Below are 13205 nucleotides of genomic sequence, written 5' to 3'. Positions count from 1 at the left end.
GGGAACACGATGGCTCGCCTTGAACTTCGCAATATAGTCAAATCTTACGGCATCTACGAAGCCGTACGCGGCATCAACCTCACGATCGAGGATAACGAGTTTGTCGTCTTCGTCGGTCCGTCGGGCTGCGGCAAGTCTACGACGCTGCGCATGATCGCCGGCCTGGAACATATCACCGGTGGCGACATCGTCATCGGCGATCAGGTCGTCAATCGGCTGGGGCCCGGCAAGCGCGACATTGCCATGGTTTTCCAGAATTATGCGCTCTATCCGCATATGAGCGTCAGGGAGAACATTTCGTTCTGCCTGGAGCAGCAGAAGCTCCCTAAGGCGCAGATCGACGAGCGTATCAACCGCGCCGCCGAGACGCTGCATATCACCGAACTTTTGTCGCGACGTCCGGGCCAGCTTTCGGGCGGGCAGCGTCAGCGTGTCGCCATGGGGCGCGCCATCGTACGCAACCCGAAGGTCTTCCTGTTCGACGAACCGCTTTCCAATCTTGACGCCAAGCTGCGCGTTCAGATGCGTACCGAGATCAAGCGCCTGCACCAATTGCTGCCCACCACGACTGTTTATGTTACCCATGACCAGGTCGAGGCGATGACGATGGCCGATCGTGTCGTCGTCATGAACGGCGGCATCATCGAGCAGGCGGGGCCGCCGCAAGAGCTATACCATCGTCCGGTCAGTCAGTTCGTAGCGGGCTTCATCGGCTCGCCGTCGATGAACTTCCTGAACGCGAGGCTTGAGAGTGTTGGAGACGGATTGGTTGTCATTCTCGACGATGGCAGCCGGCTAGCCGTTCCCGCATCCCGGACCGCAGAATATAAACAGCATGCGGGCAAGCCCGTCGTATTCGGCATCCGGCCTGAATCGATATCGAGCCTGACGCCGAAACCCGGTTTTGAAATGGTAGAGGCGAATATCGATCTCGTTGAACCGTTGGGGCCGGAAACGATGATCTACTTCAATATTGGGCCGGTCATTCTCTGCGCGAACGTCGATCCTGAAAGTGAGCCACGTCCGGGGTCGCGCGTGCCGCTTTCGTTCAATATGAACCGCATGCACCTTTTCGATCCGGCCGGGGGCCGGTCACTGTCATCCTGAGGGCGTCAAGGATGACCAAGTAGAAGCGTTCTGGCCGGCATCGTTGCCGACCAGAACAGGGCACGCTTGGTTCTAGTCCAGGGGGCCTCCACGCTCGCGCACCATCTGGCGGAGGCGGGAGAAGACTGCCGAGGACTGGCGAACGCCGTCATGCTCAAACTCGTTGGTCACCCAGGCTTGGACATTGCCGACATCCCTCGCTGTTGCCAGCGATAGTTCGGCATCGACATACATGTCGTCGAAGTAGACGGCGGCAGCCACGGGGATTTCGCTCGATGCAAGCCGAGCGGGATCGTAGAGCGGTTCGAATTGGTCGTAGCGTGCAAGTGCCTCGACCGCATCGCGGAACGGCCGCAGCGAGCGGATTTCCTCAAACATCCACGGGTACATCATTTCGCCGGTCAGGAGCAGCGGTCGGCTTCCTTCGCCAAACTCTGAAAATTCCGGCCGTACCCGTTCGGCGGCCCAAGCGGTCGCGCCCACGCCCTGGCCATAGATGCTCTCCTGCAGGGCGGCGAACATCGGATTGCCGTCATAGGAGGTGAGGGACATGACGGACGCCAGGAAGGCGTCGGAGAAGCGTGTTTCCTCGTGGTCGAAGAAAGCCTCATCGATCAGCCAGTGGATATTTTCGTATCCCGGCGCCATGCCGAAATCGATGCCGACGGTCTGCAATCTGCGGATCGTCAACCGGTCGCCATCCGGAAGACGGACATCCTCGGACGCGATCTTGTCCGCGATCCGACCGATGCGGTCGCGATCGTCTGGGTATCGCTTGTAGTATTCCCGGTTCTTGGCGGCGACGCGCGGATAGGTGCGTCTGTAGACCTCGTCTGCCTTTGCCGAGAACCCTGCAAGACCGCCCGTAATATAGCAGGCTGCCAGCCCCTCGGGAGCCCGCGACAGATAGGTCAGGGTCAGGAAGCCGCCGTAGCTCTGGCCGAGCGTCTCCCAACGAACGCCGCCAAATACGCTCTTCCTGAGATGCTCGCAGTCGGCAACGATGCTATCGGCGCGGAAATGGCTGAGATAGTGGGCTCCCGCATTTCCATCGGCAAACGCCGCCATGGTGGCGCTCTCGATGCGGGTGCTTCTGCCGGTGCCACGCTGGTCGAGCAGCACGACGCGGTAATTCTTGAGCGCTTCCCCGAGCCACGATGGACCTCCGCCCACCGGGCGCGGCGACTTGCCGCCCGGGCCGCCCTGCAGGAAAAGCAGTATGGGCAGCGTTTCCTTCTTGCGAGCGGGATCGCAGACCTCGCGCGCGAAAACCTTGATTGTCGCGCCATCCGCCTTCTTCCAATCGAGCGGCACATCAACGAGGTGGTCACGGACGTGGACGCCGGGGATCGTGTATTCGCTGACGAGCATAATGAAATCCTGGAGAATGTTGTGTCCCAACCGGGCTACAGCCGACGCTCGCAGGGATCAAGCCCCGAATTGTACTGCGTCGGAAAATGTCCGTAGAACGTCTTTCCACTTAAACACGTAGTTTCAATGAGGTAATGCATTATTCTGAAGTGATTTATGTGGTTTCTTCGAGCGGAGCCGATATTCGTCTGCGACCACCGGCACATTGGACCATTTTCTTACCAAAAGTCGTTATAGATATCATATAGATGCGGCGTATCTCAAAAGTAATGGTGGAGGTGATAAATGAGCGCCTTAGCGTCTCATATCCATTCCAGAGCGACGCTCGACGCTCAGCGAAAGGACCGACATCGATCGCCGATAAGTTCTCGCACGCCTACGGATCAGCAGACGTCTGTAAGTATGCCGATTATGCCAAGCAGGACGCTGGACAGGCTCAGGACGGCGCAAATCACGGCCCAGAAAATGGCCTTCCTGCGCGGCTCCGACGCCCGCTCGCTATGGCTCAACGTGGCACCGACCCAGCCGGCTTGGGCCAGAACAGGATCCGCGGGCTCAAACGACACTACTCCGTCCGACCATCGCGGACCGGCGCCTTCGCGAAGCGCTTCCCATCCGCAATGGGCCGACAGGCAGCTTGTGAAAAAAGCACATAGAGCAAGCAATACGGAAACCGTCGGCATCACATCCCCCCACTGCCTGATGAACAACACGCTTAAGGCCCGTCGCGGACGTCTACGCGGCGGGCCGGCCAGGTTGGTTGTGATGTTGACGCCACGGCGCCACCCCGGCATGCACTTACAATAACACGCAGCCGGCGTGTAATCCCATCGGTAATTCGGGTGATGCTAATGTGCTCCTTGCGTTCATCGGGTGTGTCGTCCAAGAGGCCAAACCCTTTCGACAAGCACGTGCGACAGGCGCAATGAATCTGGTTCGCGTCGCTGCGCAGTAAACCTCGCGTCAATGAAATCGTGCCACTCTCGCGACGATCAGATGTCGGGATGGAGGAACATGATGGTGCTGTCGTCCCTGATAGAAAAATTAACGCGCCGCGGCGCTCCTTCCGACCTTGGCGCCATGGGCCGTTCCGGGGACGTCAAACATCTGCAAAAGGTGTTCGATCACTGCTCACGGGCGGCGAGGATCGGTGTCTGGGAATGCGCGCTCGCGGACGAGAAGCTTTATTGGACCGACATGGTCTACGATATCTTCGACCTGCCGCCGAACACGCCATTGGTGCGCGACGAGATCGTGGCGCTTTATTCGCCTGAAACTATGAGCGAGCTTCATCGGCTCCGTTCCGCCGCGATCGAGCAGCGCGGCGGCTTCTCGCTCGATGCTGAGATCGTCACCCATAAAGGTAACCGCCGCTGGGTCAGGATCACGGCCTCCGTCGAATGTGAAAACGGTGTGCCGGTGCGCATCTTCGGCCTCAAGCAGGACGTCACCGCAGAGATGATCATGATGCGCGAGATTCGTCGCAGGGCCGAATTCGACCACCTGACCGGACTGCATAACAGGTTCAAGTTCCATGAGCGGCTTGACCAGTTGTGCGACTTGGGATCCGACACCGCTCTCCTGCTGGTGGATCTGGACGGCTTCAAGAACGTCAACGACACGCTCGGCCACAAGCAGGGCGACCTGTGCCTGATCGATGCGGCGGCTCGCCTCAGCAGTGCAGCGGAAGGCGCGGATCTCGTGGCCAGGATCGGAGGCGACGAGTTCGCGGTGATCTACAGCGGTAGCGCCGCGAAACACATCGAGCACATCGCCAGCAGGATCGTCGGCGCTCTCAATTGGCAATTGGGCGAGGGGGCATGCATTGGCGCATCGATCGGCGTCGCCCACAGCCTGCCGGGGATCAGTTCCGGCGTCCTCTACGAGGAGGCGGACAAGGCCATGTACGAGGCGAAGACGCAAGGGCGGAACCGCTTCGTCCTGTTTCGCCCTCAATCGAACTCCCTGAGTGCCGCGTAGCACCGCAAGAAATCGAATGCACAGCTGTGCAATTCTTTTTTGAAATAACCCCATTGTCATGAGTCTGTTACGCATGGGGGATAGCACGGCCTTCTACATCCGAGCCAATGGAGAAGGTTATGAACAGACGCGATTTCCTCGTCACCACCACTGCCGCAGCCGGCATGCTGATGCTTCCGCGCCTCGCATCGGCGGCGACAACGACGATCGATCTCTATAGCGGATCTGACGCGAACATCATTGACTTTTGGAACAACACCGTCCGTCCGGCCTTCGAAAAGGCCCACCCGGATCTCGCGGTGAAGATCACCGATGCAGGCGACAATACCGGCTTGCGCGCGATTGCAGACCGTGCCTTGGCCGCATTGAAGACCAACACAAATCCGCAGGCTGATATCTTCGAGCATTTCGATCCGCGCCTTCCGCCAGCTGGTGCGCAAGCTGGCCTGTGGGTCGAGTTCTCGGCGCAGAACATCGAAGGCTTCGATCACGTCAATCCGCTGGCAGTCGATAGCAAATACTCGTTTCCTTATCGCGGATCGCAGGTTCTGCTGGCTTACGACAAGGCCAAGCTGGATCCGAAGGATGCGCCCAAAACCTGGGAACAGCTGACGGCCTGGATCAAGGCCAATCCCGGCCAGTTCATCTACAACCGTCCGGACAAGGGCGGCTCGGGCGGCAACTTCGTTCGTCGTGCTATTCACGAAACCAACGGTCGCGACCCGAAGAAATTCACGATCGACAACTTCACGGCTGATTATGCCAACCAGGCACTGACACCGGCTTGGGCGCTGCTCAACGACCTCGCACCGTCGCTCTACGAAAAGGGCGCCTATACGGCTGGAAATACGCAGTCGATCCAGCTGCTCGCGCAGGGTGTCGTGACGATGACGCCCGTATGGTCCGACCAGGTCTTGCAGGCGATCTCGCAGGGAGTTCTTCCGGAGACTACGGGTCTTGTCCAGCTTGGCGACCTGGCACTCTGCGGCGGCTTCTCGCGCATGACGGTGTTTTCGAACGGCGCCAATAAGGATGCGGCGATGACGCTCGCGGCATTCCTTCTGACGCAGGAAATGCAGGAAGCCATCATCACCGAAATCGGCGGCTTCCCTGGCATCTCGTGGGATCACATCTCCGATGAGCTGCGCCAGAAGTATGCCGACGTCATCCCGGCCACGATCCCGACCTTCCCGGGTGGCGATTGGGAAACGACGATCAACGACGGCTGGTACCGCAACGTCGCGCCGGGCATCAGCCGCACCTGATGCGCAGGGCAATGACACTTCCGCTGCTGGCGCGGCATTCCGCGCCGGCGAGCAACAAGGGTTGGGTGGGGCTTCCGTTGGTTGCCCTGCCTGTTCTGCTGCTGGCCTGGCTGATCATCTATCCAATCTTCTCGGCGGTGGCGAGCACGGTCTTTATCGCTCAGCCTGACGGCACTTCGGCGCTGTCGTTCGCCTCCTATCACTTCTTCTTCAGTGACCAGTACAGCCGCAACAATCTCTGGATCACGCTCTGGACGACGTTGATCTGCGGCCTCATGCTTCTGGCAACCGGTCTTCCGATCGCCCTGTATCTGCGATTTTCGCGCGGCCCGCTGTCGGCCTATGTCCAGGGACTGGCGATCTTCCCGATGTTCGTGCCGTCGATCATCCTGTCTTATGCGCTGATCCGCACCATCGGGCCGAACGGTGCGGTGGATGTACTGCTCAATGCTGTTGGTCTGCCGAAGCTGCCATCGCCTTATCTGACACCGTGGGGACCGGTCATCGGCCTCGTCTGGGACAACCTGCCGCTGACCGTCCTGATGCTAACGGCCGGATTGGGGAGCATTCCGAAGAGCTCGATCGAGGCCGCGCGCGATGTCGGTGCTTCGCCGCTGCGTGTCTTCCTGTCAATCATTCTGCCGCGCATGGGAAATTCCCTGCTGGTGACGACGTCCTTCGCGATCCTCGGCATCTTCTCGTCATTCACCTTGCCCTACCTGCTCGGACCGGCCTCGCCGGAAATGATGGGGCCCTTCATGCAGCGCACCTTCTCCGACATGAACGATCCCGTCAATGCCTTGACGCAGGCGGTCATTGCCTTCGGCTTCTGCCTCGTATTCGGGATCTTCTACGTTCGCTCCATTGCTCGAAACAGGGGAGGCAAATGATGAAGCCACTGAACGTGGCCATCGCCGAGGCGGATTGGATCGGCGTCCTGCTGGCATTGCTGTTGACGCTTTTCATCGCCCTGCCGCTTGTCGTCGTCGGAACCTGGGCCTTCAGCGAGGTCTGGCGCTACCCTGCCGTTATCCCGCAGCAGTTCGGACTTCGCTACTGGTCGCTGACGCTGTCGCGGAAGGATGTCTGGGATGCGCTCTTCCTCAGCCTGCGCCTCGCGACGACGGTCACCGTTCTTTCTGCGGTCATTTGCCTTCCGGCCGCCTATGCTTTTGCGCGCATGAAATTTCCGGGCAGGAACGTCCTCTTTCTGTCGTTCCTTGCCTCCCATGCCTTTCCGAAATTCGGCCTGCTGGTCGCGATAGCCGGCATCTTCCTGCAGATCGGGCTGATCAGCACGTTTTGGGGTGTGGTCCTCATTCAGCTGGTCGGTACGCTGATGCTGATGATCTGGATTCCGGTCGCGGCCTTCCAGAACGTCGACCGGCGGATGGAGGAGGCGGCGCGCGACGCGGGGGCTTCCCCGTTGCGCGTTTTCTGGTCGATCACATTGCCGCAGGCGGCACCGACGATCGTGGCCGCCGTGCTGCTGACATTTGTCGGCACGTTCTATGAAACGGAAGGGGCGTGGCTGATCGGAGCACCTGAAATCCGCACAATGCCGGTCCTGATGGTCACGTTCATCAACAACCAGATCGTCGTTCAGTACGGCGCGGTGCTTTCCGTCATGCTGTGGGTGCCGTCTTTCATCGCACTCATGTTCGCTCGCAGAGTGGTCGGCACCGGAACCTTCGCGAAGGGGCTGGGAGCATGATGTTCATTACGGCGAATGACGCCAGGAAGGGCTCCACATGGCGCGCTTGACCATAAAGGGTATCTCGAAGAGCTTCGGCTCCTCCCACGCGGTTCGCGATGTCTCGCTCGATGTCGAGGATGGAGAACTGGTTTGCCTGCTCGGCCCCTCCGGCTCGGGCAAGTCGACACTGCTTCGCATGATCGGCGGTTTCGAAGCGCCGACCGCCGGAAGCATCTTGATCGATGCCAAGGATGTGACGTCGTTGCCGCCGGAAAAGCGCCCGACGGGGATGGTGTTCCAGAGCCATGCGCTGTGGACCCATATGGATGTCTTCAACAACATCGCGTTCGGCCTGAAACTGCGCCGCCTTCCCAAGGCGGAGATCCGCGAACGCGCCGAGCAGGCTTTGGCGCTCGTTGGTCTCGCCGATTACGGAAAGCGCGTGACCACGCAGCTTTCGGGCGGCCAGCAGCAGCGTGTGGCGCTTGCCCGGTCGCTCGTGCTCGAACCGAAGATCCTCTTGCTCGACGAACCCTTCGCAAGTCTCGACCAGCATCTGCGCGAGCGGTTGCGTGAAGAGGTGCGCGATATCCAGCAGCGGCTGGGCATCACGACGCTTTTCGTCACGCACGGGCAGGACGAGGCACTGGCGCTGGCCGACCGGATCGTTGTCATGCGCGACGGCAGCACCGAGCAGATCGGGCCGCCGGACCGTATCTATCGAGAGCCGGAGACCGAATTTGTCGCCGGCTTCATCGGTTCGATGAACTTCATTCGCACGACAATCAAAGCTGGACTGAGTGAGCATGCGGCCTTCGCGCTCCCGGTCCCCGTCGCGGATGGCGATGTCGTGCTTGCGGTCCGCCCGGAAGCTCTGTCGCTTGCTGCGGCCAAGGGGGCGGGCGCCGGTATCGTTCACCGCAGTATCGACTTCGGCACCCACAAGGTCGTCGACGTTGATCTTGCCGACGCGACGCGGGTGAAAGTCATGACATCGAGCGACAGCAACTGGACAAAGGGTATGCCGGTGAATCTCCTCGCTACGGCGTTCAGAGTTTTCCGCGACAATCGCCTGGTGCACGAGTTCACCACATCGGAGTCGCGACAGAATGATCGGGTGTTTGGACATGCTTGACGGGCGCGGGATTGCAGTGGAACGAGCCGGACATCGTACCTGGCTGAAATGGCATCGTGGACACCGCTTCGCCGGTGATATTTCTTTTACGAGCGAGCGCATCGTCGAGGGAATGGAACTCGGAGCCAGCGTGGAGATCGACCTCGTGGGCTTCGGCGGAGACGGTTTCGCGGTCCTGCACGACGAGACGCTTGATGCCGCGACGACGGGTACAGGCCCGGTTCGGGAGGCGTCCGAGACCTATCTGCGCGGTCTCCATCTCCGCGATCCCTTCGGAGCGCCGAGTGCGCATAAAGTGATGATGCTCGACGATCTCGCGCGCCTCCTGGCCGAGATCGACCGCGATCCCAGAGCCGGTCTGCAGCTTGACCTCAAGGAGAACTCGAACAGCATTCGAGACGCAGACATTGCCGCATTCGCGGCGGCCATTGCACCGGTTGCGGACTCCGTCATTCTTTCAGGCGGCGACGCTCTTGCTGTCGAGCGGCTCTCGAAAGCCGTGCCAGAAATGGCGATCGGTTACGATCCATGTCACGACGGAGCGATCGAACGACTCATGGAAACGCGTGATTTTGCAGGCTTCGTAGCGGGCGCAGTGCATGCGTCGCCTCGCGCGAGAATGATCTATCTCAATCGCCGCCTGGTTCTCTTCGCCGATCAGGCAGGCTTTGATATGATCGCGGCCTTCCACGATACGGGCCGGGTCGTTGATGCCTACACGATCAACTCCGCGGTTCCGTCAGCCTTGCCAACCGTGAGACGGCTGCTCGAGCTGAAAGCCGACCAGATCACGACCGATGACCCGGTTGGTCTGGAGCGGCTTCTGATGGAAGATCAGGCCTGAAAGCCTTCGACGAGCCAAGGGTGGAGAAGCTGGTTTCCGGCGAGGATGTCGCCGTTCTCTGTGACAGGGCCGCCGTTGAAGGCGGTAACCACGCCGCCGGCCTCGCGCACGAGCAGCGCAGATGCTCCGTAGTCGTGCAACGATAGCCCGTCCTCAAAGAAACCGTCGAGGCGGCCACAAGCGACATAAGCGATCGACAGCGCTGCCGAACCCAACCTCCGCACGCCTGCGGTGGTCGCCATCAAACGCTTCAATGCGGCGAAATAGACGCTCTCGGAAACGGCTTTCAGTTGGCCGGGCACCGGCAAGCCGGCACCGACAAGCACGTCTTCGGTTCCCTTGGAGCTCACACATTCGATCCGCTGCCCATCGAGATACGCACCGCCACCACGCTCGGCGCTGAAAAGCTCGTCCAGCATTGCATCATAGACGACGCCAGCCACGAGCTCACCGTTTTCGACGATCGAGATGGTCATGCCGAAGTGGGGGATGCCCCAGGCGAAGTTCGTCGTTCCGTCGATCGGGTCGATATAGATCACCGGCGCTCCGTCCGCGGCGTTGCGGTTGCCGACTGCCTCTTCGCCCTTGATGGCATAGGTCGGAAAGGACTTGTTCAACTCATCGACGATGATCCGTTCGACGGCAACGTCGATCTCGGTCTGATAGTCCCGCGGTGCTTTGGCCAGCAGTTCGCCATCCATGCGACGGCGGAGCGACGAGCGCGCCTTGGTTCCACCGATGAGGACGGCTTCAGCGAGCGCCGTGAGGCGTCGAGAGGCGTCTGGGGAGATGCGGGAGGACACTTTAGCGGCTTCGGAGGAGTTTGGATTCGACATCATTCGAAAGCTCATGGCAGAGCCCTATGAACCTTTGATGACGAGATTTTTCCCTTGTGGCGCCAAGCGAAATTTCTCTGAATAATGTGTCCCTTCAGATGCTTGAAGCTCAACTTAGCATTTCGCGACGAACGCACACATTCCGGACAGAGACACCGTGAGAGCTACCGATCGCCCTTTGCCGAAAGGGCAAGAAGTCCGAGCGCGACGGTAAACAACAGGGTTGTTACGAACCGGTCCGGATATTGAAGGAAATCCGGGATCGTATCCGGGTCAGGGCCGTCGAACGACACGTACTGACCGTAGACGAGCACCAAGAGCGCAATCGCCGCTGAAAATCCCGCGATTCTGGCAAGCTTGACCATCCTGTTCTCTCCGCAACTTTACGGGGACGTTCCCGACGCGACCTCGGTAAAACGACCTGGTCGTTAAACGGGTCAATTGGGTCGAAAGTGGGATTGGTGCCGTTGCGCGGTCAGCGGTTGACGACTGTCCGGCGATAATGCGGGAGGATGTGATCGCGTGTCAGAGGCGCGAGCGGAACGCTCGCGGCGCCGTTGATCGAAATCCAGCGGATTTCGGCGATCTCGGCCGTTGGGCGGGCTATCTGATCGCCGATCTCGACTTCGAAAACATCGGCGACGACGAGATGGTCGGGTTCGTTTGCCGCCCCTGCCTGGAAATGGCCCAAGTACCGCATGCTTGGGCTGGATATCTCCAACCCGAGTTCTTCCTGCAGTTCTCGAACAAGCGCCTGCTCGGCTGTCTCATCAGGCTCCAGCTTGCCTCCGGGCTGCATGAAGGCCGACGTCCCTTTCTTGCGGACCAGCAATGTTTCGTCGCCGTTCCGCGTGAGAAGCGCCGCGGCAATCTGAATTCGTCGTTCCATCATAGTCTCGAAGCGGTGGGCTGCAGGTTCGGTGAGCTATATCGAGGGCATGCCGATGCCGCAACAATGAAGCGCTGCGTGCAGGTGCGGGTTGGGCCACCTGCCGGACATCGAGCGGCGCGACCTTGTCAGGCTACGGCCTTGAATGGCTGCCCACTGTTGACCGCCTTGCCATCTACGGGTGGAAGGTAGATGCTGTTCTTGCCGAACCCTCTGTATTGAGCACCCCTTGCGGCGGCGTCGCTGCCTGGTTCCCGAACCCACTTGCGGCGGTTCAGCTTGAAGCGCTTGACCAGTTGCTCGAGTTCGTTCGCACCCACGGAAAGCGCCTCGGCAATCGCACTCATGTTGATCACCATGCCGGCGTTCTCCTGGGTCATCGTGTCCAGGGCGCTCATGGCGATGTTGATTTCGCCAAGGCTTGCCGATTGCTCGGAAGATCCGCTCGAAATCGCGTCGATGTTGACGTCGATCGACTGGACGTATTCCTCGATGCTCTTGAGCGCGTCTCCGGTCTCGCCCACGAGGCGCACGCCTTCCTTTACTTCCGCCGAGGAATTGCCAATCAGGTTGGAGATGTCCTTGGCAGCATCGGCAGACCGTTGAGCGAGCGCGCGAACTTCCTGCGCGACCACCGCAAATCCCTTGCCGGCGTTTCCGGCGCGGGCGGCCTCGATCCCGGCGTTGAGGGCCAGAAGGTTTGTCTGAAATGCAATCTCATCAATCATGCCGACGATGTTCGAGATCTCGTTCGAAGCCGCGCTGATGCGATCCATGGCGCTGACCGTCAAGGTAACCACCTGGACAGACCGCGACACGGCGGAGCGAGCCTCGGACACGAGCTTTCGGGCATCCGCTGTGCGCGTCGATGCCTCCCAAACCGTCTGCGTTATCTGTTCGAGCGTGGCGGTTGTTTCCTTCAGCGCCACAGCCTGCTGCGCCGAACGATCGGCGATGCCGCTGGTACTCTCGCGCATGTCGCCGCTCTTTGAAGAGAGCATGCTGGTCTGACCGAGAACCTGTTCGAGTGTTTCCTGAAATTTGGCCAGGGACTGATTGAAATCGTGACGCAAATGGTCGAATTCCGGTACGAAGGGATCGTCGATCGTTACCCTGATGTTGCAGTCGGCCAACCGCTCCAGCCCGGAGCCAATCTCCTGCAGAGCGCGTACGCGGCCCGTTACATCCGTGGCGAACTTCACGACCTTGATGACATTGCCATCGTGGTCAAGGATGGGATTGTAGGTCGCCTGGATATAGACGGCGTTTCCGTTCTTGGCCAACCGCTTGAACTCGTCGCTGAAAAATTCACCTGCGGCCAGCCGTGACCAGAACTGAGCATATTCGGGAGATGAGACGTATCGCGCCTCGCAGAACATGCGGTGGTGCTGCCCGACTATTTCCTCGAGCGAATACCCAAGGCTGTCGAGAAAGTTCTGATTGGCCGCCATGATCTTGCCGTCCGGCGTAAACTCGATAATGGCCTGAGCCCGCGACAATGCCGCAAGCTTGCCGCTGCTATCGATGTCCCGCAATTTGCTGGCGGTGATGTCGGTGGCAATCTTGACGACCTTGATGACTTTCCCACGGCGCATGACCGGATTATAGGACGCCTCGATCCAAATCTCCCTACCATCCTTGCCGATGCGCTTGTACTGCCGCTGATCGAACTGCCCTTCGGAAAGTCGTTTCCAGAAGGCGCTGTATTCGGAAGATTCGGCTTCGGCCGGATGGACGAATATGCGATGATGCCGCCCGACGATCTCGTCTCTTTGATATCCGACGGCGCTGCAGAAGTTCTCGTTCGCATCGAGGATCGTTCCATCCGGCTTGAAGGAGATGATGGCTTGCGACCGATCTAGAGCCTCAAGGATTTCGGACGCGTTGCCGCCAAAAATAGATCTCAGTTGCAAACCATGGCTCCAATCAACAATAATTAGAATTTTCGGAATAATGTACGCAATACATTAAGTTGCTGTTACAGATGGGGCCGCGTCGGTCGCTATACTTTGCAATTTGCGCTAAAAGCTACGCTTTCAACCGGTAGTCATTGAGAGCGCCGCGGCTGCAATTCTTGCTGGA

The 13205-nt window shown here is 59.6% G+C and carries 12 protein-coding genes; 7 read left to right on the top strand and 5 right to left on the bottom strand.

Annotation, left to right across the window (positions count from 1 at the left end; translation table 11 throughout):
- The first annotated feature begins 9 nt into the window (after positions 1-9).
- Positions 10-1107 carry an ABC transporter ATP-binding protein gene (locus tag ASE04_RS02920; RefSeq protein WP_056811698.1) on the top strand — a complete coding sequence of 366 codons (1098 nt, stop codon included), beginning with the start codon at positions 10-12 and terminating at the stop codon, positions 1105-1107.
- A 72-nt stretch (positions 1108-1179) separates the two neighbouring features.
- Here the strand turns inward: ASE04_RS02920 and ASE04_RS02915 are convergent, their stop codons facing one another.
- Positions 1180-2478: an alpha/beta fold hydrolase gene (locus ASE04_RS02915; RefSeq protein ID WP_056811862.1), complete on the bottom strand. Its 1299-nt coding sequence runs from the start codon at positions 2476-2478 to the stop codon at positions 1180-1182.
- A 1017-nt stretch (positions 2479-3495) separates the two neighbouring features.
- Between ASE04_RS02915 and ASE04_RS02905 the strand changes: the two genes are divergently transcribed.
- From ASE04_RS02905 to ASE04_RS02880, 6 genes are all read left to right on the top strand, one after another.
- Positions 3496-4458: a sensor domain-containing diguanylate cyclase gene (locus tag ASE04_RS02905; protein ID WP_082597232.1), complete on the top strand. Its 963-nt coding sequence runs from the start codon at positions 3496-3498 to the stop codon at positions 4456-4458.
- Positions 4459-4577: 119 nt separating this feature from the next.
- Positions 4578-5723: an extracellular solute-binding protein gene (locus tag ASE04_RS02900; protein ID WP_056811692.1), complete on the top strand. Its 1146-nt coding sequence runs from the start codon at positions 4578-4580 to the stop codon at positions 5721-5723.
- A gap of 11 nt (positions 5724-5734) precedes the next feature.
- On the top strand, positions 5735-6613 hold the full coding sequence (locus ASE04_RS02895) for an ABC transporter permease (RefSeq protein WP_056811689.1): 879 nt from the start codon (positions 5735-5737) through the stop codon (positions 6611-6613).
- Positions 6613-7437 carry an ABC transporter permease gene (locus tag ASE04_RS02890; RefSeq protein ID WP_056811685.1) on the top strand — a complete coding sequence of 275 codons (825 nt, stop codon included), beginning with the start codon at positions 6613-6615 and terminating at the stop codon, positions 7435-7437. Before ASE04_RS02895 ends, ASE04_RS02890 begins: the two co-directional genes overlap by 1 nt.
- Positions 7438-7474: 37 nt before the next feature.
- Positions 7475-8554, top strand: a complete 1080-nt coding sequence (locus ASE04_RS02885) for an ABC transporter ATP-binding protein (protein ID WP_056811682.1) — start codon at positions 7475-7477, stop codon at positions 8552-8554.
- Complete coding sequence (locus ASE04_RS02880; RefSeq protein WP_056811679.1) at positions 8547-9398, top strand: glycerophosphodiester phosphodiesterase; 852 nt, start codon at positions 8547-8549, stop codon at positions 9396-9398. Before ASE04_RS02885 ends, ASE04_RS02880 begins: the two co-directional genes overlap by 8 nt.
- On the opposite strand, the gene ASE04_RS02875 is transcribed toward ASE04_RS02880, so the two are convergent.
- From ASE04_RS02875 to ASE04_RS02860, 4 genes are all read right to left on the bottom strand, one after another.
- Positions 9389-10234, bottom strand: coding sequence for an inositol monophosphatase family protein (locus tag ASE04_RS02875; protein WP_056811856.1), 846 nt, complete (start codon positions 10232-10234; stop codon positions 9389-9391). The genes ASE04_RS02880 and ASE04_RS02875 overlap by 10 nt on opposite strands.
- Before the next feature lie 164 nt (positions 10235-10398).
- A complete protein-coding gene (locus tag ASE04_RS02870; RefSeq protein ID WP_056811676.1) occupies positions 10399-10599 on the bottom strand; it encodes a hypothetical protein in 201 nt (66 codons plus the stop codon).
- Positions 10600-10709: 110 nt separating this feature from the next.
- Positions 10710-11123: an NUDIX hydrolase gene (locus ASE04_RS02865; RefSeq protein WP_056811673.1), complete on the bottom strand. Its 414-nt coding sequence runs from the start codon at positions 11121-11123 to the stop codon at positions 10710-10712.
- 128 nt (positions 11124-11251) lie between these two features.
- Entirely contained in the window at positions 11252-13036 is a 1785-nt protein-coding gene (locus ASE04_RS02860; protein WP_056811670.1) for a methyl-accepting chemotaxis protein, read from the bottom strand.
- Positions 13037-13205 lie beyond the last annotated feature (169 nt).

The organism is Rhizobium sp. Root708 (assembly GCF_001429725.1).
Lineage (GTDB): Bacteria > Pseudomonadota > Alphaproteobacteria > Rhizobiales > Rhizobiaceae > Rhizobium.
Note: the sequence above shows the minus strand (reverse complement) of the source record. Positions and strands in the feature narration are given on the sequence as shown.

What these genes read in the sequence shown, in the direction of transcription:
- ASE04_RS02920 (WP_056811698.1), top strand. Translation starts at nt 10, where the DNA reads ATGGCTCGCCTTGAACTTCGCAATATAGTCAAATCTTACGGCATCTAC.
- ASE04_RS02915 (WP_056811862.1), bottom strand. Translation starts at nt 2,478, where the DNA reads ATGCTCGTCAGCGAATACACGATCCCCGGCGTCCACGTCCGTGACCAC.
- ASE04_RS02905 (WP_082597232.1), top strand. Translation starts at nt 3,496, where the DNA reads ATGGTGCTGTCGTCCCTGATAGAAAAATTAACGCGCCGCGGCGCTCCT.
- ASE04_RS02900 (WP_056811692.1), top strand. Translation starts at nt 4,578, where the DNA reads ATGAACAGACGCGATTTCCTCGTCACCACCACTGCCGCAGCCGGCATG.
- ASE04_RS02895 (WP_056811689.1), top strand. Translation starts at nt 5,735, where the DNA reads ATGACACTTCCGCTGCTGGCGCGGCATTCCGCGCCGGCGAGCAACAAG.
- ASE04_RS02890 (WP_056811685.1), top strand. Translation starts at nt 6,613, where the DNA reads ATGAAGCCACTGAACGTGGCCATCGCCGAGGCGGATTGGATCGGCGTC.
- ASE04_RS02885 (WP_056811682.1), top strand. Translation starts at nt 7,475, where the DNA reads ATGGCGCGCTTGACCATAAAGGGTATCTCGAAGAGCTTCGGCTCCTCC.
- ASE04_RS02880 (WP_056811679.1), top strand. Translation starts at nt 8,547, where the DNA reads ATGCTTGACGGGCGCGGGATTGCAGTGGAACGAGCCGGACATCGTACC.
- ASE04_RS02875 (WP_056811856.1), bottom strand. Translation starts at nt 10,234, where the DNA reads ATGTCGAATCCAAACTCCTCCGAAGCCGCTAAAGTGTCCTCCCGCATC.
- ASE04_RS02870 (WP_056811676.1), bottom strand. Translation starts at nt 10,599, where the DNA reads ATGGTCAAGCTTGCCAGAATCGCGGGATTTTCAGCGGCGATTGCGCTC.
- ASE04_RS02865 (WP_056811673.1), bottom strand. Translation starts at nt 11,123, where the DNA reads ATGGAACGACGAATTCAGATTGCCGCGGCGCTTCTCACGCGGAACGGC.